This window comes from Photorhabdus heterorhabditis, from assembly GCF_018448905.1.
GTDB classification, from domain to species: domain Bacteria; phylum Pseudomonadota; class Gammaproteobacteria; order Enterobacterales; family Enterobacteriaceae; genus Photorhabdus; species Photorhabdus heterorhabditis.
The window spans coordinates 1-24,157 of the sequence record NZ_RCWA01000028.1 but is presented as its reverse complement, the minus strand read 5'-3'; the positions used below and the strand labels follow the sequence as shown (position 1 = coordinate 24,157).

Genomic DNA, 24,157 nt, shown 5'->3' with positions numbered 1-24,157 from the left:
TATTATTATGGATGGTAACGGACGTTGGGCAAAGAAACGTGGGAAATTAAGAGTTTTTGGTCATCGTGCAGGGATTAAGGCAGTACGGAGTGCGGTGCGTTTCGCTGCTAAGCACAACATTGAGTCGTTGACTCTGTACGCTTTTAGTAGTGAAAACTGGAACCGGCCAGAACAAGAAGTTAGTTCTTTAATGGAATTGTTTATTTTTGCACTAGACAGTGAAATCAAAAGCTTACATAAACATAATATCAAATTGTCTATTATTGGCGATATCAGTCGGTTCAGTGAACGTTTACAGGAGCGCATTCGTCGCTCAGTTAAACTCACTGCTGATAATACAGGCTTGCAACTTAATATTGCTGCAAATTATGGTGGTCGTTGGGATATAGTTCAAAGTGTTCAGAAAATTACTCAGCAGGTTAAGGATAATTTGCTTGAACCACAGGATATTACTGAAGAATTAGTTAATAATTATATTAACCTGAGCCAGCAGTCTCAGGTTGATTTGGTAATCAGAACCGGGGGTGAACATCGTATAAGTAATTTTCTGTTATGGCAGATAGCTTATGCAGAATTCTATTTTACCGATATACTCTGGCCTGATTTTGATGAAACAGTTTTTGAAGGTGCAATTAATGCCTTTGCCAAAAGAGAACGCCGATTTGGCGGAACAATACCAGACGATGCCAATGCGGGATCATAGGAGGAACTCTTGCTAAAGTACCGTCTTATAACGGCTGTGATATTAATCCCTCTTGTAATTGCAGCTTTGTTTTGGTTGCCGCCAACAGCGTTTGGGTTGGTCATTATTGCTGTATCAGTCCTTGCTGCATGGGAATGGGGGCAATTTGCTGGTTTATTTAGCCAAAAGAAACGGGTTATCTTGGCTGCTCTGTTTGCGATAGGTTTACTGGCATTACAATATACCCTGCCAAGTTTCACTGATTTGATTAAACAGCAGCAAATCACCTTTATTTTATGGATAGGGATGATATGGTGGATTGTTGCCACCCTTCTGGTTATTACTTATCCTTCTTCCGCTGCAATCTGGAAAAGATCCATTTTATTGCGTCTTTTATTTGGTGGCCTGACATTAGTCCCGTTTTACTGTGGAATGATGGTCTTACGGGGTCTGGGATATGATGATAATTCATTTCACGGTGCATGGTGGCTATTGTATGTCATGTTGCTAGTGTGGGGGGCCGACTCTGGTGCTTATCTATTCGGGCGTACTTTAGGTAAACACAAGATGGCACCAAAAGTTTCTCCGGGAAAAACGCTAGAAGGGTTAATTGGTGGTTTAGTTACTGCGGCTATTATTTCATGGTTGTTCAGTAAATATGCTCCAGTGCCCGCAATGCCTGAAAAACTCATGTTGTGTTCTGCAATTGTTGTTATCGCCTCAGTATTTGGTGATTTGACAGAGAGTATGTTCAAACGTGAATCTGGTATTAAAGACAGCAGTCAGCTGATTCCTGGACATGGTGGTATTATGGATCGTATCGACAGCTTGACTGCTGCGATCCCTGTCTTTGCCGGCCTAATGTTGCTGGTATCTTGATCTCTCTATTTGACGGCATTTAAAGGAATATGATGGGAATTCTCTGGAATCTGGCGGCTTTTATTATCGCGTTAGGTATATTGATCACTGTGCATGAGTTCGGTCATTTCTGGGTAGCTAGAAAGTGTGGTATTCATGTTGAACGTTTTTCCATTGGTTTTGGCAAAGCGTTGTGGCGGCGTACAGATCGCCAGGGAACTGAATATGTTATAGCCCTTATTCCCTTGGGGGGATATGTGAAAATGCTCGATGAGCGTGTTTCACCTGTTTCTCCTGAACGCCGACATATGGCATTTAATAATAAAACTATTAGTCAGCGCGCTGCGGTTGTTAGTGCAGGGCCTATTGCTAACTTTCTACTCGCGATTGTGGCTTATTGGCTGGTATTTATTATTGGTGTACCCGCAATACGTCCAATTATTGCAGATATCAAACCTGACTCTATTGCTGCCCAAGCAAATATTTCGTCAGGAATGGAACTAAAAGCCATAGATGGTATCGAAACGCCTGACTGGAATTCAGTTCGCTTTGCTCTGGTTGGTAAGATAGGTGATGACAACATTACTATTCAGGCGATACCCCCAGGCTCATCGCACCCGGTAGAGAAAATTCTGGATTTGCGGCAATGGAGCTTTAATCCTGATAAGCAAGACCCAGTGGTATCATTAGGGATTATGCCTGTCAGCCCCCGATTGGATTCTCTGGTGGATAAGGTTACTCTTGGTACTGCGGCAGAAAAAGCGGGTTTACAAAAGGGGGACCGAATAGTTAAAGTCAACGGTCAGGAAATAGATGCTTGGCATACTTTTACATCCTTTGTCAGCAATAATCCTAATGTTCCATTGGAACTTTCAGTAGAGCGGGCTGGTCATATTATTTCTCTCTCAATGACACCGGAAGCACGACGGCAGACTGATGGTAAAGAGGTGGGTTTTGCCGGTGTGGAACTGCGAATTATACCGTTGGCAGACGAATATAAAATAGTTCAGCAATATGGGCCTTTCTCTGCCATTTATCAGGCAGGCGATAAGACTTGGCAACTGATGCGGCTAACTGTCAGTATGATTGGCAAGCTGATCGTTGGTGATGTGAAAATCAACAACCTGAGTGGGCCTATCTCTATCGCCAAAGGGGCGGGGGTGTCGGCTGATTCAGGCTTGGTGTATTATCTGATGTTTTTGGCGCTGATAAGTGTCAATCTTGGGGTCATTAATTTGCTCCCATTACCTGTGTTAGATGGTGGACACTTGCTTTTTCTGATTATCGAAAAGATAAAAGGTGGGCCAGTTTCCGAGCGTGTACAAGACTTCAGCTATCGCATTGGTACCATGTTGCTAGTGTTATTGATGGGGCTTGCACTTTTCAATGATTTCTCCCGCTTCTGAGCGGAAGACTGGTTAGGAAGACGCATTACAACGATGGCGATGAAAAAGTTACTCATAGCGTCTCTGCTGTTCGGCAGCGCTACTGCATACGGTGCAAACGGATTCGTAGTTCAGGATATTCACTTTGAAGGTCTTCAGCGTGTCGCCGTAGGTGCAGCATTATTGAATATGCCAGTTCGCGTAGGTGATACGGTCAGCGATGAAGATATTGGTCGTACCATTCATGCGCTATTTGCTACTGGTAACTTTGAAGACGTTCGTGTCCTGCGTGATGGCAATACACTTATTGTTCAGGTAAAAGAGCGGCCGACGATTGCTAGCATTACTTTCTCCGGGAATAAATCGGTGAAAGATGACATGCTGAAACAAAACCTTGAAGCATCTCATGTTCGGGTCGGTGAAGCTCTTGACCGCACGATGCTGTCCAATATCGAAAAAGGGCTGGAAGATTTCTATTACAGCGTGGGGAAATACAATGCTAGTGTAAAAGCTGTTGTGACACCACTTCCACGTAACCGCGTCGATTTAAAATTGGTTTTCGCCGAAGGCGTGTCTGCAAAAATTCAGCAGATTAACATCGTTGGTAATAAATCATTTTCTTCTGATGAGCTATTGAATCGTTTCCAACTTAGGGATAGTGTGCCGTGGTGGAACTTGACCGCTGATCAGAAATATCAGAAACAAAAACTGGCTGGTGACCTTGAGGCACTACGTAGTTTTTATCTTGATCGCGGTTATGCCCGTTTCAACATTGATTCGACTCAGGTCAGTTTGACGCCAGATAAAAAAGGTATTTATGTCACGTTGAATATTACTGAGGGTGACCAGTACAAAATATCTGGTATTGACTTGAACGGTAATATGGTGGGTTACCAGTCAGAAATTACTAAACTAGCTACCATTGAGCCTGGTTCCTTATATAACGGGACTCAAGTAACTAAAATGGAAAGTGAAATCAAAAATCTGCTTGGCCGTTATGGTTATGCTTACCCACGAGTGATGACTCAACCTGAAATCAATGACCAAGACAAAACCGTAAAATTGCATGTCAACATTGATGCAGGTAACCGTTTCTATGTCCGTAAAATTCGTTTCTCAGGTAATGACACCAGCAAAGACTCTGTTTTGCGCCGTGAAATGCGTCAGATGGAAGGTGCATGGTTGGGGAGTGATCTGGTTGAATTGGGCAAAGAGCGTCTTAACCGTTTGGGCTATTTCGAAACTGTAGATGTTGAAACTCAACGTATACCGGGCAGTCCTGATCAGGTAGATGTCGTTTATAAAGTTAAAGAGCGTAATACGGGTTCTCTGAACTTTGGTGTTGGTTTTGGTACTGAAAGTGGCGTGAGTTTCCAGATCGGTGCTCAGCAAGATAACTGGTTGGGTACGGGTAACTCTGTTGGGATTAATGCCAGCAAGAACGATTACTCAACCTATGCAGAACTCTCTTTCACTGATCCCTATTTCACTGTTAATGGCGTCAGCCTCGGTGGTCGGGTGTTCTACAATGATTTTAGAGCTGATAATGCTGATTTGTCCGGTTATACCAATAAAACCTATGGCTTAAATGGTTTTCTTGGCTTCCCGGTGAATGAAAATAACTCCCTGAATTTTGGGCTGGGCTATGTTCATAACTCTTTGTCTGATATGCTCCCGCAGGCAGCAATGTGGCGCTATCTGAATTCTATGGGTGAAAAACCAGGTTATGAAAATAAGGCTGAGTTCAAAGCAGATGACTTTGTTCTGACTATGGGCTGGACATACAATAATCTTGACCGTGGTTTCTTCCCGACCTCCGGTGTGAAATCGGCTCTGAATGGTAAAGTGACTATCCCTGGTTCGGATAACGAGTTTTATAAAATTACCCTTGATACCTCTGCGTATTACCCGATTAATGATGCTCATACTTGGGTGATTTTGGGCCGCGGTCGTTTAGGCTATGGTGATGGATTAGGAGGTAAAGAGTTACCATTCTATGAAAACTTTTATGCCGGTGGTTCCAGCACCGTTCGTGGTTTCCGTTCCAACAATATCGGTCCTAAAGCGATTTATATGAAAGGAATCGATGATCCTAAGAAAGATAGCCCATCCCGTGATGCTGTAGGGGGTAATGCAATGGCAGTCGCTAGCCTTGAGCTGATCACGCCAACGCCATTCCTTGATGGTAAATATTCGAACTCTGTCCGGACTTCATTCTTTATTGATTCAGGTACGGTTTGGGATACCAACTGGAGTGAGTCTGCGACGATGAAAAACAGGGGTGTACCTGATTATAGTAAACCAGGTAATATTCGCGTTTCGACGGGTATCGCATTGCAATGGATTTCTCCTTTGGGTCCGTTGGTATTCTCTTATGCTAAGCCGATCAAAGATTACGAAGGTGATAGATCAGAGCAATTCCAGTTTAATATTGGCAAAACCTGGTGATAATGCGTTTTTATCTTATTATTGATAAGGCAAGTTCTGGAATTGTCGGTTTCAGGGCATTAGCTAAATCTTCCAAGATGTTACAGATAGCGTGGTTTAAGGAGTTTATAGTGAAGAAATTGTTGTGTGCAGTGAGCCTTGGTATTGTATTAGCTTTCTCTGCTGGTGCTCAGGCAGCAGATAAAATTGCTGTTGTAAATGTCGGTGAGATTTTTCAGCAGTTGCCTGCCCGTGAAGCTGTTGAGAAACAGTTGGGGAATGAGTTCAAAAGCCGCGCATCTGAATTGCAACGTATGGAAGCTGATTTGCAGACTAAAATCCAGAAGCTACAACGTGATGGCTCTACTATGAAATCCAGCGAGCGAACTAATCTGGAAAAAGACGTTATGGCTAAGCGTGAAGAATTTGGGAAAAAAGCTCAAGTTTTTGAACAAGATAACCGCCGTCGCCATATGGAAGAAAGCAATAAAATTTTGGGCCGTATTCAGGACGCAATCAAAGTAGTTGCAGCTAAAGAGGGCTATGACGTCGTAATTAATGCGAATGTTGTTGCTTATTCAGTATCCGGTAAAGACATTACCTCAGATGTATTGAAACAGGTTAAATAATAGATGTTTTCAATTCGATTGGCTGATTTAGCTCAGCAGTTGAATGCGCAATTACATGGTGATGGCGATATCGTCATCACTGGTATTGCACCAATGCATTCGGCTAATAACGAGCAAATCACTTTTTTGTCTGACAGCCGTTACCGCGAGCGTTTAGGTGAATGTCAGGCTGCGGCTGTAGCTCTTAGCGAATCAGATCTCCCTTATTGTAATGTTCCTGCATTGGTTGTTTCCAATCCTTATCTGGCATATGCCTATATGGCTCAGATTATGGATACAACCCCAGCTCCTGCACAAGATATTCATCCTTCGGCGGTGATTTCACCTCAAGTAACACTGGGTAAGAATGTTTCTGTTGGGGCTAATGCTGTTATCGAATCTGATGTTGTTCTTGGTGACAATGTTGTGATTGGTGCTGGTTGTTTTATTGGTAAAAATACTCATATTGGCGCGGGAAGTCGTCTCTGGGCGAATGTTTCTGTTTATCACGATATTGAAATGGGTGAACAGTGTTTGGTTCAGTCGGGGGCTGTTATTGGGTCTGATGGCTTTGGTTATGCAAATGATCGTGGTAATTGGGTTAAAATTCCTCAATTAGGTTCAGTTATAATTGGCGACCGGGTTGAGATTGGTGCCTGTACGACTATCGACCGGGGGGCTCTGGATAATACTATTATTGGTAATGGTGTTATTATCGATAACCAATGCCAAATTGCTCATAATGTTATCATTGGAGATAACACGGCAGTTGCTGGCGGCGTGATCATGGCTGGTAGCCTGAAAATTGGTCGTTATTGTATGATTGGTGGTGCTAGTGTCATTAATGGACATATGGAAATCTGTGATAAGGTGACAATCACGGGAATGAGCATGGTAATGCGTCCAATCACTGAACCTGGTGTATACTCTTCTGGCATTCCGGCACAACCAAATAAAGTTTGGCGTAAGACATCAGCTTTAGTCATGAATATCAACGAAATGAATAAGCGTCTTAAGTCAGTGGAGCGTAAGCTGGAAGGCAAAAACGAGTAATTACACTGTAATTTTTGGTTGTGCTTTATTTTTGCGGCCTGCCTGGGAACTCTGGATTTGGGGTTTAAGCGGGCCGTGTCGTTAATACCATTAGTCCTTTTTAGACAGGAAGAGTATTTAGATGAGTGAAAATCATACTCTGCACATTGAAGAAATTTTGGATTTGCTTCCGCATCGTTATCCGTTTTTATTGGTGGATCGCGTTCTTGATTTTGAAGAAGGTAAATCCTTACGTGCAGTCAAAAACGTATCTTTTAATGAACCCTTCTTTCAGGGGCATTTCCCGGGCAAACCGATTTTCCCAGGCGTTTTGATCCTTGAAGCTATGGCGCAGGCCACTGGAATTTTGGCATTTAAGAGTGCAGGCAAGCTAGGGTCGGATGAACTCTATTACTTTGCTGCTATTGATGGTGCCCGTTTTAAACGTCCGGTAGTGCCGGGGGATCAAATGATCTTAGAAGTAGAGTTTCTTAAAGAACGTCGCGGGGTTGCTCGCTGTAGAGGCGTGGCAAAAGTCGATGGAGAAGTGGTTTGCGAAGCAGAAATGATGTGTGCTCGCCGTCGTGAGGTCTAATCTATGATTGATGAAACCGCTTATATACATCCCAGCGCTATTGTGGAAGATGGCGCGATTATTGGTGCCAATGTTCGTATTGGCCCATTTTGTTGCATTGGTTCTCAGGTTGAGATTGGCGAAGGTACAGAGCTGAAATCTCATGTTGTTGTCAATGGAATAACCAAAATTGGCCGTGATAACCAGATCTTTCAGTTTGCCTCTGTTGGGGAGATGAATCAGGATCTGAAATATCATGGTGAACCAACCAAGGTTGAAATTGGTGATCGTAATCGTATCCGCGAAAATGTAACCATCCATCGTGGAACAGTTCAGGGTGGCGGTTTAACGAAAATCGGCAATGATAATTTGCTGATGGTTAATGCCCATATTGCTCATGACTGCATTCTCGGTGATCGCTGTGTCATTGCTAACAATGGTACTTTAGGTGGGCATGTTATTCTGGGAGATTATGTCATCATCGGTGGTATGAGTGCGATTCATCAGTTTTGCCAGATTGGTTCTCATGCCATGGTGGGTGGTTGTTCCGGTGTGGTACAGGATATTCCGCCATATGTTATCGCTCAGGGTAACCATGCAACACCTTTTGGCATTAATGTTGAAGGTCTGAAGCGCCGTGGTTTTGATAAAGAATCACTACATGCAATCAGAAATGCATATAAATTGTTGTATCGTAATGGCAAAACTTTAGAAGAAGCCCAGCGGGAAATTGCTGAGTTGGCTGAAGACAATCAGCATGTAAAAATCTTCAGTGATTTTCTAGTAAGTTCTACTCGCGGTATTATCCGTTAAGTAGATGAAGGATACTCCTTTGGCTACCATTTCTTCTGTTGATAGTCTGCGTCCGCTGACTATTGGATTAATCGCCGGAGAAACCTCCGGTGATATCCTTGGCGCAGGATTAATCCGTGCATTAAAAGCCAAAGTGCCCAATGCGCGTTTTGTTGGCGTCGCAGGTCCTCTTATGCAAGCTGAAGGTTGTGAAGCTTGGTATGAGATGGAAGAACTGGCTGTAATGGGGATTATCGAAGTTCTTGAGCGTTTGCCTCGTTTGCTGAAGATACGTAAGTATCTGACAACCCGTTTCACGGCGCTGAAACCTGATGTGTTTGTCGGTATTGATGCGCCGGATTTTAATATTACTTTGGAAGGCCGGTTAAAACAGCGGGGCATCCGTACCATTCATTATGTCAGTCCATCGGTATGGGCCTGGCGCCAGAAACGTGTTTTCAAAATTGGTAAAGCTACAGATATGGTTTTGGCTTTCTTGCCTTTTGAAAAAGCGTTTTACGATAAATTTAATGTTCCTTGCCGGTTTATTGGACATACAATGGCAGATACTATGCCATTAAAACCAGATAGAGCAGCAGCGCGTGAGCTACTAGGAATCCCACAAGAGTCTATTTGCTTAGCTTTGTTGCCGGGGAGCCGCCATTCTGAAGTTGAGATGCTAAGTGCTGATTTTCTTAAAACTGCTCAGTTATTACGGCAAAAAATTCCAGGTTTGCATGTACTTGTGCCACTGGTGAATGCTAAACGGCGTGAACAATTTGAGAGAATTAAACAGGAAACTGCGCCAGATTTGAATGTTCATCTTGTGGATGGCAAAGCGCGGGAAATCATGATTGCAAGTAATGCTGCACTTTTGGCATCTGGAACAGCTGCTTTGGAATGTATGCTGGCAAAATGCCCAATGGTAGTGGGTTACCGGATGAAGCCGTTTACTTTCTGGCTGGCAAAACACCTTGTAAAAACACCTTATGTTTCATTACCTAACTTGTTATCTGGTAAAGAACTGGTCAAAGAATTATTGCAGGAAAAATGTCAGCCACAGAAACTTGCAGATGAATTGTTGCCGTTACTACAAGGTAGTGAAAAAGTTGAAGCACTGAAACAGATATTTTTACATCTGCACGAAAGCATTCGTTGTAATGCTGATGAACAAGCTGCACAGGCTGTACTAGAATTAGCAGGAAAATGATGGAATTTATATACCCTCCGGCGAATCTCATTGCCGGAGTTGATGAAGTTGGCCGAGGCCCATTAGTCGGTGCGGTTGTGACTGCGGCTGTTATTTTAGATCCATCTCGCCCAATTGCCGGGTTAGCTGATTCTAAAAAACTCAGTGAAAAACGCCGTGAAGAGTTGTATCGGGAAATCATAGAGAAAGCGTTGTGCTGGAGCTTGGGGCGTGCAGAGCCGGAAGAAATTGATCAATTAAATATCTTGCATGCAACCATGCTTGCAATGCAAAGAGCTGTGGCTGGTTTGTCTATTTCTCCTGAATATGTGCTGATTGATGGTAATCGTTGCCCTAAATTACCAATGCCTGCACAAGCGGTTATAAAAGGCGATGGATTGGTTGCTGAAATTAGTGCCGCTTCTATTGTGGCGAAAGTAACTAGGGATCGGGAAATGGTTGAACTCGATCAACGGTTTCCTGAATATGGGTTTGCTAAGCATAAAGGTTATCCAACCGCTTTTCATTTAGAAAAGTTGGCTCAGCTGGGAGCGACAAAACATCACCGTAAAAGTTTCGCGCCGGTTAAAAGAGCAATTGGTCTTTAAGTAAGCTTGTTAACTGGATACAGTTATTCCTCAAATCGATGTAAAGCACAATCACTTAATCATCTGGACAAATACATGGCTGACCCCCGTTTTGTACACTTACGTGTCCATAGCGACTATTCAATGATTGATGGCTTAGCTAAAATTGGGCCTTTAGTTAAAAAAGTTGCTCAGTTAGGCATGCCGACTTTTGCGATCACTGATTTTACTAACCTATGCGGGTTGGTGAGATTTTATGGTGGTGCTCATGGGGCTGGGATAAAACCGATTATTGGTGCTGATTTTTATATGGAAAGTGAGCTGCTTGGAGATGAGTACGCTTACTTGACCATTCTTGCCCGTAATAATACTGGTTATCATAATCTGACCTTACTGATATCAGAGGCTTATCAGCAAGGGTATGGTGCTGCTGGTCCAACAATTAAACAGGAATGGTTGATAAACCGTAAAGAAGGGCTGATCCTGCTTTCTGGTGGCCGTATGGGGGATGTGGGCAAATTCCTGTTACGTGGTAATCGGGTCATGGTGGACCAATGCCTTGAGTTTTATCAGGAGCATTTCCCTGACTGCTATTATCTAGAACTGATTCGTACTGGTCGTGCAGATGAAGAAAATTATCTTCACGCAGCGGTTGCATTGGCAACAGAAAAGAATCTACCTGTTGTTGCGACTAATGATGTTTGCTTCATCGATAAAGAAGATTTCGATGCGCATGAAATCCGTGTAGCGATTCATGATGGTTATACATTGGCTGATCCCAAACGCCCAAGAAATTACAGTCCTCAGCAATATTTGCGTAGTGAACAGGAAATGTGTGAGCTATTCTCTGATATTCCTGAGGCTCTGGAAAATAGTGTAGAAATTGCTAAACGTTGTAATGTCACTATCCGTCTTGGTGAATATTTCCTGCCACAATTTCCGACAGGAGAAATGAGCACTGAAGATTATCTGGTCGAGAAATCTAAACAAGGGTTGGAAGAGCGCTTGGAGTTTCTCTATCCAGAGCCTGAAGTACGGGCAGAAAAACGCCCTGAATATGATGAGCGACTTGATGTTGAACTTCGGGTTATCAACCAGATGGGATTCCCTGGCTACTTCCTGATCGTGATGGAATTTATTCAGTGGTCAAAAGACAATGGTGTTCCTGTTGGTCCAGGGCGTGGTTCCGGTGCGGGTTCTTTAGTAGCTTATGCTCTGGAAATAACCGATCTCGATCCTTTGGAGTTTGACCTGCTGTTTGAACGGTTCCTTAACCCCGAACGTGTTTCCATGCCTGATTTTGACGTCGATTTCTGCATGGAAAAACGTGATCTGGTGATTGATCATGTGGCTGATATATATGGTCGTGATGCTGTATCCCAGATCATCACATTTGGTACGATGGCAGCGAAAGCCGTAATTCGTGATGTTGGTCGTGTGCTGGGGCATCCATATGGGTTTGTTGACAGAATTTCTAAATTAATACCGCTTGATCCGGGAATGACCCTGGAAAAAGCATTTGTCGCAGAGCCACAACTTCCCGAAATCTATGAATCGGATGAAGAAGTTAAAGCGCTGATAGATATGGCGCGTAAATTGGAAGGTGTCACCCGTAACGCAGGGAAACACGCGGGTGGGGTAGTTATTGCCCCAACTAAGATCACTGATTTTGCTCCTCTTTACTGCGATCCGGAGGGTTTGAATCCGGTTACTCAGTTTGATAAAAATGATGTGGAATATGCTGGGTTGGTGAAATTCGACTTCCTCGGATTGAGGACGCTGACGATCATCAACTGGGCGTTAGAGATGATCAACGCACGCAGAGCGAAGAAAGGTCTGGAGTTGATTGATATCACAGCGATTCCACTAAATGACACCAAAAGTTTCGATATGCTGCAACGGGCTGAAACAACAGCGGTATTCCAACTTGAATCTCGTGGTATGAAGGATCTTATCAAACGTCTTCGCCCCGACTGTTTCGAAGATATGATTGCGCTTGTGGCACTGTTTCGTCCTGGTCCTTTGCAATCAGGCATGGTTGATAACTTCATTGATCGCAAACATGGCCGGGAAGAGATTTCATACCCAGATATACAGTGGCAGCACGAATCTTTACAGCCTGTATTGGAGCCAACTTACGGCATCATCCTTTATCAGGAACAAGTGATGCAGATTGCTCAGGTGCTGGCGGGATATACTCTCGGTGGTGCAGATATGCTCCGTCGGGCAATGGGTAAGAAGAAGCCGGAGGAGATGGCTAAGCAGCGTTCCGTATTTGAGGAAGGAGCTAAAAAACTCGGTATTGATGGCGAGTTGGCAATGAAAATCTTTGACCTGGTAGAGAAGTTTGCTGGTTATGGATTTAATAAATCTCACTCTGCTGCGTATGCACTGGTTTCTTATCAGACTTTATGGCTGAAAGCACATTATCCGGCTGAATTCATGGCTGCGGTAATGACTGCTGATATGGATAATACAGAAAAAGTTGTTGGATTGATTGATGAATGCTGGCGCATGGGGCTGAAAATTTTACCACCCGATATTAACAGCGGCCTGTATCATTTCCATGTTAACGATGATGGGGAGATCGTATATGGTATCGGTGCGATTAAAGGGGTAGGCGAAGGCCCGATTGAAGCGATCATCGAAGCCAGAAAGAAAGATGGTTATTTTAGAGAACTGTTTGATTTATGTGCCCGTGTTGATACCAAGAAATTAAATCGCCGGGTGATGGAAAAATTGATCATGTCAGGGGCATTTGACCGTCTGGGGCCGCACCGCGCAGCATTGATGTCTTCTTTGGAAGATGCCTTAAAGGCGGCAGATCAACATGCCAAAGCAGAGGCCATTGGTCAGACTGATATGTTTGGCGTGTTGGCAGAGGCGCCAGAAGAAGTTGAACGCTCTTATGCCAATGTTTTCCAATGGCCAGAACAGGTAGTTCTTGATGGTGAACGAGAAACGCTGGGACTCTATTTAACTGGGCACCCGATCACCCGTTATTTAAAAGAAATTGAGCGTTATACTAATGGGCTGCGGTTAAAGGATGTAAACCCGACACCGCGTGGTCAAGTAACAACTGTGGTAGGTTTGGTACTGGCATCCAAAGTGATTATAACCAAGCGAGGTAACCGGATTGGTCTTTGTACATTGGATGATCGTTCAGGTCGCCTGGAAGTTATGTTATTTTCCGATGCCCTAGAAAGACACCGGCATTTGCTGGAACAGGACCGAATATTGATAGCTACGGGGCAGGTCAGCTTTGATGACTTCAATGGCGGTCTTAAAATGACAGCACGTGAATTAATGGATATTAGTGAAGCACGTGAAAAATATGCGCGTGGGCTTGCTATCTCGCTGTCGGACAGGCAAATTGATAATCAATTGTTAAGCCGTCTTCGTGGCACATTGGAACCATATCGTTCAGGTACGATACCGGTTCATCTTTATTACCAGAGGGAAGACGCCCGCGCTCGTTTAAGATTTGGCGCGACGTGGAGGGTAACACCAACGGATAACCTTCTGACAGATCTGCGAACTCTGCTGGGTAATGAGCAGGTAGAATTAGAATTTGACTAAAATAGGAATGTTATGAGTCTGAATTTTCTTGAATTTGAACAGCCGATTGCCGAGCTGGAAGCGAAAATTGATTCGCTAACCGCAGTTAGCCGTCAAGATGAAAAATTAGATATAAATCTGGATGAAGAAGTACAACGTTTGCGGGAAAAGAGTTTGGAACTGACTCGCAAAATTTTTTCAGATTTAGGGGCTTGGCAGATTGCTCAGCTTGCACGTCACCCGCGTCGCCCGTATACGTTAGACTATATTCAGCATATTTTTACTGATTTTGAAGAGTTAGCGGGTGATCGCGCTTATGCTGATGACAAAGCGATTGTTGGTGGTCTGGCTCGTATTGATGGGCGACCTGTGATGATTATTGGTCATCAAAAAGGCCGTGAAACTAAAGAAAAAATTCGCCGTAATTTCGGTATGCCAGCACCAGAAGGCTATCGCAAGGCTTTACGTCTGATGGAAATGGCAGAACGTTTTAAACTGCCAATTATCACTTTCATTGATACTCCAGGCGCATATCCGGGGGTTGGTGCAGAAGAACGCGGTCAGTCTGAGGCTATTGCTCGCAACCTTCTTGAAATGTCCCGTTTGTCTGTGCCTGTTATTTGTACCGTAATTGGTGAAGGCGGTTCCGGTGGTGCGTTGGCGATTGGCGTTGGTGATAAAGTGAATATGCTGCAATACAGCACCTATTCTGTTATCTCTCCGGAAGGCTGCGCTTCAATTTTGTGGAAAAGTGCAGAGAAAGCACCTCTTGCGGCGGAAGCGATGGGAATTACCGCCCCTCGTTTGAAAGAGCTGGAATTAATCGATACTGTGATCCAGGAACCATTAGGTGGTGCGCATCGTGATTACGAAGCAGTATCAGCATCATTGAAGGCTCAGTTGTTGATTGATCTGGCCGATCTTGATCATTTGGCCTCTGAAGAATTGATCAAGCGCCGATATCAGCGTCTGATGCAATATGGTTATTGTTGATATCTGAATTAATTATTTAATAAGGGATGCAAGTGATGAATTTCAGTCGCCTTTATCCCTTACTGTTTCTGCTTTTTTGCCATTTTTTATTCTTAATGATAATCAATTCAAATTGTTACAAGCTAAGGGATTTTTGAATCTGTAATGACAAACATTGATGAGCGGCTATTTGTCACTTTGGCTAAGCAGCTTGGTAAACATAAGAAAATCTTGGTTGGGTTCAGTGGTGGGTTAGACTCCTCAGTTTTGCTTCATTTGCTGGTTAATTGGCGTAATCAGTACAATCAGGATGTTCAACTAAGAGCAATCCATATTCACCATGGTTTAAACATAAAAGCAGATCAGTGGGTTAAATATTGCCAACAGATCTGTGATGACTGGCAGGTTGAATTTTTTTCTGAAAGGGTAACGATAGATGCGCGCCAAAAGGGTATTGAAGCTGCTGCTCGTGATGCCCGATACCAGGTATTTAAGCATGAATTACAAAAAGATGAAGTTCTGGTAACGGCCCAGCATCTTGATGATCAGGCAGAAACTTTTTTATTGGCATTAAAGCGTGGTAGTGGTCCGGCTGGTCTTGCTTCTATGCCTCCAATCGCCGTATTTGCAGATACATTATTGTTACGCCCGTTACTTGGTTATAGCCGGAATGAACTAGAAATATATGCCAGTGAACACTGTCTAACTTGGATTGAAGACGACAGTAATCAAGATGATCGCTATGATCGAAATTTTCTGCGCTTACATATTATGCCGTTACTGAATCAACGCTGGCCGCATTTTCCACAGTCTGTTGCACGTAGTGCAAATTTATGTGGTGAGCAAGAGCTGCTTCTTGATGAGTTATTGAATGAATCGCTGAAAAAATTGATAACTCAGGATGGTGCTCTGGCTATTTCGCCTTTGGATGGGTATTCAGAAGCAAAACGAAATGCTTTGTTGCGTCGTTGGTTTGGTTATCATGGCATGAAAATGCCTTCGCGAGAGCAGCTTCATAGACTCTGGTATGAGGTGGCTATTGCCCGTATTGATGCTGAGCCACGGTTACAATTTTGTCAGCATGATGTACGCCGTTATAAGCAAAAACTTTGGCTGGTTCCTCAATTGCAACCTTTGAGAGATATTATTCTTGAATGGGATATTTGTAACACTTTGGTATTACCGGATAGCTTAGGAAAACTAAATATTTCTGATTGCGGTATTAAAGTCAGGACTCCAACTGATAATGAGCGGGTGACTATCCGTTTTGGCGTTCAGGGAATGATGAGTATTGTGGGCCGTCAACACTCTCGGCACAGTAAAAAATTGTGGCAGGAGTTTGGAGTTGCTCCGTGGCTTAGAGAGCGAATTCCACTGCTTTATTACAATGAACAATTGATGGCTGCATTGGGTATTTTTGTCACTAAAGAAAGCGAAGTAGCAGAAGGGCAGGAAACATTGACAATTAACTGGAATAAAACGCTGTTAAAATAAGAAGTTAAGCCGCCTTTAGCGGCTCTTTTGTATTCAGGATTCGGAGTGTTCAATAATAACAGTACCAATTTTAGGGTTACTAAAACTAGCAATATAATCCAACCGTAATTCACGGGGGTTGTCTTCTGTTTCGATTATCAGGTATTCAATTTTTTTCTTTAAAACCAAATCACAGGCTTTTCCTTCAATAACTTCACCACCCCGCAACTTTATGTGTAGGTGGAGTTGATGTTGGCAAGCCAACTCAAGATTGTCATAGTCGTCACAGTTAATTGGTTGATATTCAGTATTTATAGACATATTTGCTCACCACTATGGTTAGTGGCGGTTATTGCCGCCTGTGGTTGTTAAAATTGTAACTCAAAAGCACTATTAATGACTATAGCACAGGAAATCAGTCGTGATTAATGAATAACTTTGGTTGTTTTCCTTGAACAGTAAATAAATAAAAGTTTGATTTCACAGTAAGTTCTGGACAAAGGTATTAAAATCAGATTATTGAGTAATGTCCTTAAAAAGGCGGCTCACAAAGCCCACTATACTGTTTGGAGATAAATGTGAATAAAAAATTTTTAACAGCGCTAATCGCTGTGGGCGTATGTACTTTGATGGGATGTAAAAGTAACTTGCCACAACAAACGAGTTCACAACCAGTAGATCAGACTTTTCAGGGGGTTCTTCCTTGTGCTGATTGTTCTGGTATTGATACCACACTGCTATTGGATGGTGATGGGAGTTATATTCTGGAACAAACTTATCTTGATACTCGTGATGGTGACTCGTCATTCTTTGAATCTGGTCAATGGGTGAAAGACGGGGAAAAAATTCGCCTGACAAAATCAGATGATCAGAAATATTACTATCTGCTGAAAGGTGGAAACTTGGTGATGCTAGATATTGAAGGCAATCCAATTGAATCACAATTCAACTATGAGCTGAAACGGGTAACACCGAAGAAACTGGTTGGTGAATACAGTTATATGGCTGATGCAGCTTCATTTACTGATTGTAATACAGGTAAGCAGTATGCCGTAACGGAAAGTTTGGATTTGGAGCGAGGTTATCATCAAGTTGGTGTAGAAGGGGGAACACCAGTTTATGTTGAAGTTGAAGGTTATTACAGCGTGAGACCTTCAATGGAAGATGGGCAATTTGATCCTGCTTTGATTCAGACGGGTAAAATCCATTTCGATAAATCGAAATCTTGTAATACGAAGAAATAATTCAGGGTTTAGTATTGATGGTGATAATGGTTATGGCATCTTAACGATCTGACCATTATCACCATACAGCTCAATGAGTTGGTGTAATAACTTTAATTAATAAAACCAAGTTGTTGCTTCAAATAATCAACAACACTATCTAGTTTTAGCATCTGTTTTTCATCATTGCGACGATATTTATATTCTACTTCGCCATTATCCAGATTACGGTCGCCAATAACTATCGTATGTGGTACGCCGATAAGTTCCATATCAGCGAACATCACGCCTGGCCGTTCTTTGCGGTCATCAAAAATAACGTCAATACCACAGGCGCGCAGATCAGCATACAATTTCTCTGCGATTTCTTTCACACGATATGATTTGTGCATATTCATTGGCAAAATAGCAACCTGGAATGGCGCAATTGCATCAGGCCAGATGATACCGCAGTCATCGTGATTCTGTTCAATCGCTGCTGCGACAATACGGGTAACACCAATACCATAGCAACCCATAGTGACGATCTGGTTGTGACCATCTTCACCTTGAACAGTTGCTTTCATTGCATCCGAATATTTGGTACCAAGCTGGAATATATGACCAACTTCAATACCTCGTTTGATGAGCAATGTACCTTTACCATCAGGGCTGACATCACCTTCAACAACATTACGGATATCAGTAACTTCTGGTGTTGGTAGATCACGTTCCCAGTTGATACCGAAATAGTGCTTGTCATCAATATTAGCACCGGCACCAAAGTCACTCATCACTGCTACACTGCGGTCGATGATAATGGGCATTGGCAGATTGACGGGTCCTAGTGAACCAGGGCCTGCTCCGACAATTGTACGAATCTCTTCTTCTGTGGCAAAAGTTAGAGGGCTGGCAACCAAAGATAATTTCTCGGCTTTGATTTCATTGAGTTCATGGTCGCCACGAACCAGTAAGGCAATTAATTTATGGTCTGTACTTTCTGCTGCGTGGACTATCAGAGTTTTAATGGTTTTCTCAATTGGCAGATTGAATTGTTCAATGAGTTCAGCAATTGTTTTTGCATTCGGGGTATCAACCAGATGCATATCTTCTGCGGGTGTTGCGCGATCATAAGCAGGAGCAATAGCTTCAGCCAATTCAATATTAGCTGCATAATTAGATTCTGTTGAGAAAACGATATCGTCTTCCCCACTGGCAGCCAGGACCTGAAATTCATGGGAAGCACTACCGCCGATAGAACCGGTATCAGCCAGGACAGCACGGAAATCCAAACCGATACGGGTAAAGATTTTGCTGTAAGCTTCGTACATGTTGTCGTAAGTTTCTTGTAATGATTCCTGAGTAGCATGGAAAGAGTAAGCATCTTTCATCAGGAATTCACGCGAGCGCATTACGCCAAAACGAGGTCGAACTTCGTCGCGGAATTTAGTCTGGATTTGGAACAAAGTTAGTGGTAACTGTTTATATGAACTGACTTCATTGCGGATTAGATCAGTGACAACTTCTTCATGGGTTGGACCCAGTACAAAAGGGCGATCCCCTCGATCAGCAAAACGCAGCAACTCCGGGCCGTATTGTTCCCAGCGACCACTTTCCTGCCATAAATCTGCCGGCTGCACTACGGGCATAGATATCTCAATCGCTCCAGCATTGTTCATTTCTTCACGAACAATTTTTTCGACTTTTTTTAGTACGCGGATACCTGTAGGCATCCAATTATATAGGCCAGAAGCGAGCTTACGGATCATGCCCGCACGAAGCATCAGTTTATGGCTGACAACTTCTGCATCGGCGGGAGTCTCTTTTAATGTAGAGAGCAGATATTGGCTAGTACGCATTATTAGGGTTCCATTAGAGCAGCAAATTGCTTCCGGCTGGCAGAAATTTGCCAGCCAATAAAATAGTGAAAATAAGCCTTTAGTCTACCAGTGAGTTCAAGATGCCAAAAGGGTATATATTGATTTTTAGCGGGGTTCTATGGAAACCACTTCGGTTAGTGTGTCGTAAACTCTCCAACGCACATTGAAATTCAGTAAATGAACAGCATATTCCCGATTTTCTGATTCTCCTCTACGGTAAGCAGGGCGAGGGTCTTGGGCTAGAACCTGACTGATAAATCGGCGTAAATTCGGGTAAGTGTTTTGGATCAAGATAAGCTGCTGTTCGGCGGCAGGTGAAAATATTACTTCCATACCGGCTGAAGGCGCTTCCTGAGCAAAACCTGCTATTGCATGTGGCTGACATTCCGCGAAGGGTAGATAGGGCTTGATATCAATAACAGGGGTACCGTCAACTAAATCCATGCTACCCAGCTCTAGAGTAACGCTACCTGTCCTGCATTCGACTCCTTTAAGCTCAATCAGAGACATACCAATTGGATTCGGTCGGAAAGTTGAACGAGTTGCGAATACACCCATTTTTGCATTGCCACCCAAACGGGGAGGACGCACCATTGGTTTCCAGCCGCCTTCCATTGTTTGGTGGAAAACGAAAATAATCCATAGATGACTAAATTGTTCCAAACCGCGAACTGCATCTGGTTGATTATAGGGCGGAAGAAGTACTAATTTCCCTCCACCATCTTTAATAAGACCTGGTTGGCGGGGAACAGCAAATTTCTCTTTATAAGGGGAGTGAATAATCCCTATTTGTGTGAAATGAAAGTCAGTCATTGAGTAATAAGCAGGGCTGAGCCTTCACATATTGCTATCTGATAGCATCCTTGGCCTGATAACATCTCGCATTGATGTAATAAAACAGCGTTAGCATTCAAATAAGTAGCCTTTGTTATCATCTTGTTACGCGCTATGGTGATATTAGCTGGTGGGTCTTGTAACGAGCTACGGCATGATTGACCAGTGACAATCCCTAAATCTTTAAATGGGGTACCTAATAATTCTTCACTCTTGGTATATAACTTTACAGATGAAGAGAGGTTCCTTGTTTCGCTGGTTGGTAGTCTTTTGAGTCTCATATCCGATAATTGGGAAGAATCAGTAAAAGTTGTCTGTTGCATTGAGCATCCTGCTATGAACAGTACTAATAAAGGGACAAGTAGCCGACGCATTAATAACTCCTTGAATTATGACAATTAGAGTTAAGTTAATCGATCAGGTTAATAAAAAAGTATCGAAAACATGATGTCATAACATATCAGGCGGACAATTTGCCCGCCTGATTATTCTAATATTGGTGAGAGTAATATGAAAGATTACCAGCCTTTCACTGCACCACCATTAAAGATCTTATTGGCAGCTTCGTCAACTTCGTCAGATTGATAGGCTTTAACGAATTTTTTTACATTTTCGGCATCTTTATTATCTTCACGGCTAACAAGCAGGTTCACATATGGAGAATCTTTATCTTCAACAAATAAGCCATCTTTTGCCGGGGTCAGACTGATCTGACTTGCATATGTCGTATTAATAATTGCCAGAGCAATTTTTTGATCATCAAGTGAACGAGGCAATTGAGGTGCTTCCAGTTCAACTAATTTTAGATTTTTAGGATTTTCAACGACGTCTAAAACTGTTGGCAATAAACCTACGCCATCTTTCAGTTTGATTAAGTCTTGCTTCTGTAATAACAATAAAGAACGGCCTAAGTTCGTTGGATCATTTGGTAGTGCAATTTGAGAACCATCCTGCAATTCATCTAGTGACTTGATTTTTTTGGAATAACCAGCAATTGGATAAACAAAAGAATTGCCAACAGTGACTAGCTTATAACTACGATCTTTGATTTGTTGATCCAGATAAGGCTTGTGCTGGTATGCATTTAGATCAATATCACCTTTGCTCAGTGCTTCGTTTGGTAGTACAAAGTCATTAAAAGTTACCAGCTCTACATCAAGACCATATTTATCTTTAGCTACTTTTTTCGCAATCTCAGCAACTTCTTGCTCTGCACCAACGATAACACCTACTTTAATATGATTTGGATCTTGTTTTTCTTGACCACAACCAGCCAGAATTAATGAACCTAAAAGGGCGCTGATGGTTGCGATGATTCTTAATTTAACAGACATACTTTACCCCTATTGAATGCTGATTTATTAACACCTATGCCGGTGCTGTTATTAACATAATTTTATCATTTACGTGTTGTGGCTTTAACTAAACGGTCACCACTTAATTGAATTAAGTAAACTAAAATAACCAGTAGCACTAATACGATATTCATTACTGTTGCGTTATAGCCGATATAACCATACTGGTAGCCAATTTGACCTAAACCGCCTGCACCTACAGCACCTCCCATTGCGGAATAACCTACTAAAGTGATCAGAGTAATTGTGGCTGCATTGAGCAAACCTGGTAATGCTTCAGGTAACAGAATTTTCTTCACAATCTGGAACGGAGTTGCGCCCATTGCTCTGGCTGCTTCAATTAATCCTGATGGAATTTCTAATAAAGCATTTTCCACCATACGAGCAATAAATGGCGCAGCACCTATAGTTAATGGAACAATAGCCGCTTGTAAGCCGATAGATGTTCCCACAATTAATCTAGTAAAAGGAATCATCCAAACCAGTAAAATAATAAATGGGATAGAGCGGAAAATATTAACTATCGCGGAAAGAAAACGATAGAGTTTACTGTTTTCCATAATCTGACCAGGACGGGTGACATATAGTAATACACCGACCGGCAGCCCGATAATAAAGCCAAAGAAGCCAGAAACAAAAGTCATTACCAGAGTTTCCCAGACGCCTTTAGCCAGTAATAAAATCATTCCTTCAGACATAACCGAGAACCTCTACTTTCACATGATGATCTTGTAAGAACTTAATTGTTGATTCAATGCCGCCATTTTCACCGTGTAATTCAGCTAACATCACGCCAAATTTAACGCCACCAGCATAGTCGATTTGAGAACTTAATATGTTCATATCGATATTAAAACGACGTACTGCCATTGAAATCAGTGGTGCGTCTACAGACTGACCTGTGAACTCTAATTTCAGTAATGGGCTAAGATCTGATGCTGGGTGGCTTTGCATTTTTTGTACATAATCTTCAGGGATATCCAGATGTAAAGTTGACTGAATAAATGCCTGCGCAATAGGTGTTTTGGGATGAGAGAACACTTCACTAACAATGTCTTGTTCAATTAGTTGCCCACCACTGATAACGGCTACTTGGTCACAAATACGTTTGACAACGTCCATTTCATGTGTAATTAACAGAATGGTTAGTCCCAGACGGCGATTAATATCTTTCAATAATTCTAGAATAGAACGAGTTGTTGCCGGATCAAGAGCACTGGTTGCTTCATCACATAAAAGTATTTTAGGTGAATTAGCTAGAGCACGGGCAATAGCAACACGTTGCTTCTGTCCGCCAGAGAGATTTGCTGGATAGGTATCATGTTTATCTGCAAGACCAACAAGTTCCAATAACTCGTCTACCCGCTTTTTGATTTCAGCCTTTGGAATGTTGTCCAATTCTAAAGGTAAGGCTATGTTGCCAAACACTGTTCTCGAAGATAGCAAGTTGAAATGCTGGAAAATCATGCCAATTCGACGACGTGCACGGGTTAAGTCACTATTAGATAAGATAGTTAGATCTTGACCATCAACCAGTACTTGTCCAGAAGTTGGACGCTCAAGCATATTCACACAGCGAATCAGTGTACTTTTACCTGCGCCAGATGAACCAATAACACCATAAATTTGCCCCTGCGGAACATGCAGGCTGATATCTGAAAGCGCGTTGATAGAACGGGCACCCTGCTGAAATACTTTATTGATATGAAATAGTTTTATCATTTTTATTCTTATTTGTTTTTATAAAAATTTTGAGAATTGATAGCTTAAACATTTTTGAGAAAACAAACCACCTGTTGAATCGGATGTTAAGGTGTCTAGACGTCTAAGTCAACCGGGAATAAATTAATTGCTGCATTCTCATTCATGACTAAATCATGCGATACTGAAGCCTTCTTACATTCTTGGAGCAATCGGGTGACACAAAGTATTCCTGCCGTATTTTTAGATCGTGACGGAACAATAAATATCGATCATGGTTATGTACATGAAATAGATGATTTTCAATTTATTGATGGTGTTATTGAAGCCATGATTGAATTGAAAAAGATGGGATATGCACTGGTATTAGTTACAAACCAGTCGGGGATTGCTCGTGGCATTTTCAATGAAGAGCAATTTTTGCAACTGACAGAATGGATGGATTGGTCATTGGCAGACCGTGGGGTAGATTTGGACGGCATCTATTATTGTCCTCATCATCCAGATGCGACTGAAGGACAATATAAGAAGGGTTGTGATTGCCGTAAGCCACAACCAGGTATGCTTCTGGAAGCACAAAAAGAGCTAAGTATCGATATGGCTGCTTCTTATATGGTTGGTGATAAACTGGAAGATATGCAAGCAGCGACGACAGCAAAAGTTGGTACTAAGGTATTAGTTCGTACAGGTAAACTAGTTACTAATGAAGCTGAACAAGCAGCTGATTTGGTAATAAATAGCTTGGTAGACTTGCCTAAAGCGATTAAAGATATCAAAAAATAGGTTTTTTTGTTCCTTATGTCATCATTTTGTGGAAAAAAACCGCGGTCGTTAACTTTTTTCAAATAAACACTTGCCAGCGCCGAAGAACGCCCTATAATGCGCCACCACTGACCGACACAACGCTGAGAAAACGTGTGAGGTTGGGCAGGGGAGCGCAAATAAGCGCTTGACTCTGCGGGCAAAAAGCGTAATATACGCAGCCCGGCTGACCGAGAATATCAAATTTTAAGGTGGCCTGCTCTTTAACAATTAATCAGACAATCTG

The 24,157-nt window shown here is 42.5% G+C and carries 22 protein-coding genes; 15 read left to right on the top strand and 7 right to left on the bottom strand.

All coding sequences use genetic code 11. The features are described from left to right. Positions 1 to 7 precede the first annotated feature (7 nt). The 13 genes from ispU to tilS all read left to right on the top strand — a co-directional run bounded on the left by ispU (position 8) and on the right by tilS (position 16,158). Complete coding sequence (gene ispU / locus EAE89_RS16295; protein ID WP_244866520.1) at positions 8 to 703, top strand: (2E,6E)-farnesyl-diphosphate-specific ditrans,polycis-undecaprenyl-diphosphate synthase; 696 nt, start codon at positions 8 to 10, stop codon at positions 701 to 703. A gap of 9 nt (positions 704 to 712) precedes the next feature. After that, positions 713 to 1,561 (top strand): phosphatidate cytidylyltransferase, encoded by an 849-nt coding sequence (gene cdsA / locus EAE89_RS16290; RefSeq protein ID WP_214086242.1) that lies wholly within the window; start codon positions 713 to 715, stop codon positions 1,559 to 1,561. Positions 1,562 to 1,590: 29 nt separating this feature from the next. Next, positions 1,591 to 2,946 (top strand): sigma E protease regulator RseP, encoded by a 1,356-nt coding sequence (rseP, locus tag EAE89_RS16285; protein WP_149616054.1) that lies wholly within the window; start codon positions 1,591 to 1,593, stop codon positions 2,944 to 2,946. A 33-nt stretch (positions 2,947 to 2,979) separates the two neighbouring features. Beyond that, positions 2,980 to 5,373, top strand: coding sequence for an outer membrane protein assembly factor BamA (gene bamA / locus EAE89_RS16280; RefSeq protein ID WP_054479452.1), 2,394 nt, complete (start codon positions 2,980 to 2,982; stop codon positions 5,371 to 5,373). Positions 5,374 to 5,483: 110 nt separating this feature from the next. Continuing rightward, on the top strand, positions 5,484 to 5,981 hold the full coding sequence (skp, locus tag EAE89_RS16275; RefSeq protein WP_054479503.1) for a molecular chaperone Skp: 498 nt from the start codon (positions 5,484 to 5,486) through the stop codon (positions 5,979 to 5,981). Positions 5,982 to 5,984: 3 nt separating this feature from the next. Then, positions 5,985 to 7,013: a UDP-3-O-(3-hydroxymyristoyl)glucosamine N-acyltransferase gene (gene lpxD / locus EAE89_RS16270; RefSeq protein WP_149616053.1), complete on the top strand. Its 1,029-nt coding sequence runs from the start codon at positions 5,985 to 5,987 to the stop codon at positions 7,011 to 7,013. A 121-nt stretch (positions 7,014 to 7,134) separates the two neighbouring features. Next, complete coding sequence (gene fabZ, locus EAE89_RS16265; RefSeq protein ID WP_054479447.1) at positions 7,135 to 7,587, top strand: 3-hydroxyacyl-ACP dehydratase FabZ; 453 nt, start codon at positions 7,135 to 7,137, stop codon at positions 7,585 to 7,587. A gap of 3 nt (positions 7,588 to 7,590) precedes the next feature. Next, complete coding sequence (gene lpxA, locus EAE89_RS16260) at positions 7,591 to 8,379, top strand: acyl-ACP--UDP-N-acetylglucosamine O-acyltransferase (RefSeq protein WP_054479446.1); 789 nt, start codon at positions 7,591 to 7,593, stop codon at positions 8,377 to 8,379. Positions 8,380 to 8,383: 4 nt separating this feature from the next. Next, on the top strand, positions 8,384 to 9,568 hold the full coding sequence (gene lpxB, locus EAE89_RS16255; RefSeq protein ID WP_214086241.1) for a lipid-A-disaccharide synthase: 1,185 nt from the start codon (positions 8,384 to 8,386) through the stop codon (positions 9,566 to 9,568). Beyond that, complete coding sequence (gene rnhB, locus EAE89_RS16250) at positions 9,568 to 10,155, top strand: ribonuclease HII (RefSeq protein WP_054479443.1); 588 nt, start codon at positions 9,568 to 9,570, stop codon at positions 10,153 to 10,155. The genes lpxB and rnhB overlap by 1 nt, the downstream gene beginning before the upstream one ends. A gap of 75 nt (positions 10,156 to 10,230) precedes the next feature. Further along, positions 10,231 to 13,713, top strand: coding sequence for a DNA polymerase III subunit alpha (dnaE, locus tag EAE89_RS16245; protein WP_054479441.1), 3,483 nt, complete (start codon positions 10,231 to 10,233; stop codon positions 13,711 to 13,713). Positions 13,714 to 13,725: 12 nt separating this feature from the next. Then, positions 13,726 to 14,685 (top strand): acetyl-CoA carboxylase carboxyl transferase subunit alpha, encoded by a 960-nt coding sequence (gene accA, locus EAE89_RS16240; protein WP_054479439.1) that lies wholly within the window; start codon positions 13,726 to 13,728, stop codon positions 14,683 to 14,685. Between the two features lie 144 nt (positions 14,686 to 14,829). Continuing rightward, positions 14,830 to 16,158: a tRNA lysidine(34) synthetase TilS gene (gene tilS, locus EAE89_RS16235; protein ID WP_054479437.1), complete on the top strand. Its 1,329-nt coding sequence runs from the start codon at positions 14,830 to 14,832 to the stop codon at positions 16,156 to 16,158. A 33-nt stretch (positions 16,159 to 16,191) separates the two neighbouring features. Here the strand turns inward: tilS and rof are convergent, their stop codons facing one another. Next, positions 16,192 to 16,458, bottom strand: coding sequence for a Rho-binding antiterminator (gene rof, locus EAE89_RS16230; RefSeq protein ID WP_054479436.1), 267 nt, complete (start codon positions 16,456 to 16,458; stop codon positions 16,192 to 16,194). Positions 16,459 to 16,715: 257 nt separating this feature from the next. On the opposite strand from rof, the gene nlpE reads away from it, so the two are divergent. Beyond that, entirely contained in the window at positions 16,716 to 17,381 is a 666-nt protein-coding gene (nlpE, locus tag EAE89_RS16225; RefSeq protein WP_072161883.1) for an envelope stress response activation lipoprotein NlpE, read from the top strand. A gap of 92 nt (positions 17,382 to 17,473) precedes the next feature. Here the strand turns inward: nlpE and proS are convergent, their stop codons facing one another. From proS to metN, 6 genes are all read right to left on the bottom strand, one after another. After that, entirely contained in the window at positions 17,474 to 19,198 is a 1,725-nt protein-coding gene (gene proS, locus EAE89_RS16220) for a proline--tRNA ligase (protein ID WP_054479434.1), read from the bottom strand. A 126-nt stretch (positions 19,199 to 19,324) separates the two neighbouring features. After that, positions 19,325 to 20,032, bottom strand: a complete 708-nt coding sequence (gene tsaA / locus EAE89_RS16215) for a tRNA (N6-threonylcarbamoyladenosine(37)-N6)-methyltransferase TrmO (protein WP_054479432.1) — start codon at positions 20,030 to 20,032, stop codon at positions 19,325 to 19,327. Then, positions 20,029 to 20,427, bottom strand: a complete 399-nt coding sequence (rcsF, locus tag EAE89_RS16210) for an Rcs stress response system protein RcsF (protein WP_054479430.1) — start codon at positions 20,425 to 20,427, stop codon at positions 20,029 to 20,031. The genes tsaA and rcsF overlap by 4 nt, the downstream gene beginning before the upstream one ends. A gap of 144 nt (positions 20,428 to 20,571) precedes the next feature. Continuing rightward, the gene (locus tag EAE89_RS16205) at positions 20,572 to 21,387 is read right to left on the bottom strand and encodes a MetQ/NlpA family lipoprotein (RefSeq protein ID WP_054479427.1); all 816 of its coding nucleotides are present in this window, start codon (positions 21,385 to 21,387) and stop codon (positions 20,572 to 20,574) included. Between the two features lie 65 nt (positions 21,388 to 21,452). Then, positions 21,453 to 22,106, bottom strand: coding sequence for a methionine ABC transporter permease MetI (locus EAE89_RS16200; RefSeq protein WP_054479424.1), 654 nt, complete (start codon positions 22,104 to 22,106; stop codon positions 21,453 to 21,455). Then, entirely contained in the window at positions 22,099 to 23,130 is a 1,032-nt protein-coding gene (gene metN / locus EAE89_RS16195) for a methionine ABC transporter ATP-binding protein MetN (protein ID WP_054479422.1), read from the bottom strand. The genes EAE89_RS16200 and metN overlap by 8 nt, the downstream gene beginning before the upstream one ends. 195 nt (positions 23,131 to 23,325) lie before the next feature. Here metN and gmhB point away from each other — a divergent pair, with 195 nt between their 5' ends. After that, positions 23,326 to 23,892, top strand: a complete 567-nt coding sequence (gmhB, locus tag EAE89_RS16190) for a D-glycero-beta-D-manno-heptose 1,7-bisphosphate 7-phosphatase (protein WP_054479420.1) — start codon at positions 23,326 to 23,328, stop codon at positions 23,890 to 23,892. The last annotated feature ends 265 nt before the right edge of the window (positions 23,893 to 24,157 follow it).